Origin of the sequence: Pseudomonas sp. W2Jun17 (genome assembly GCF_023127795.1) — a bacterium.
In the GTDB taxonomy this organism is placed as follows: Bacteria; Pseudomonadota; Gammaproteobacteria; order Pseudomonadales; family Pseudomonadaceae; genus Aquipseudomonas; species Aquipseudomonas synxantha_A.
Genome location: NZ_SPKO01000034.1, coordinates 1 through 555, shown reverse-complemented (window position 1 = coordinate 555; position 555 = coordinate 1). Strand labels below are relative to the sequence as shown.

The window sequence follows — 555 nt, the reverse complement described above, 5'->3', positions numbered from 1 at the left end:
CGGGGCGCGGGCGTTGTTGGAGTTGCTGGCCAGGCAGGTGGCGGGGCCGCGGCTGGACACGCATGTTGAGGCCGCCAAGCCTGTGTTGCTGAGCAGTGCGGCGACGCCGGTCAAGGCGGTACCGGTGGTTCCGTTGAAGGCGGGCGACACGCTGGTTTCGAACCCGGTGCCGGTGGTTCGCAACAAGACTCGGCAGACGGTATTGGTCCGGCAGGAGCATGTGGATGATGCGCCTGCCGTGGCTTCCAATCCGAAGGGAGATGCGGCGGCGCCAGCGGACAAGACGGTCACCAACGGCTGCCCGGTGTCGATGGTCACCGGGGAGGAATTGCTTACCCTCACCGACGGCGCGCTGGACGGGATTTTGCCGTTTGAGTGGACACGGCTGTATCGCACCAGTGCGGTGGGTGTGGATTGCGGGTTGGGGTTTGGCTGGAGCCATGCGCTGGCGCACAGGCTTTGTGTGTCGGGCGATTCGGTGGTGTGGATCGACCATGAGAACCGCTCGACCACCCTGCCCTTGCCTACAGCGGCTCGACCCGCGATCACCAATAG

1 protein-coding gene is annotated in these 555 nt (G+C 65.4%); it reads left to right on the top strand.

Annotated elements, in window-relative coordinates; all coding sequences use genetic code 11:
* A partial coding sequence (locus E4O98_RS21825; RefSeq protein WP_248136308.1) for a DUF6531 domain-containing protein occupies positions 1-555 on the top strand: 555 nt, incomplete at both ends.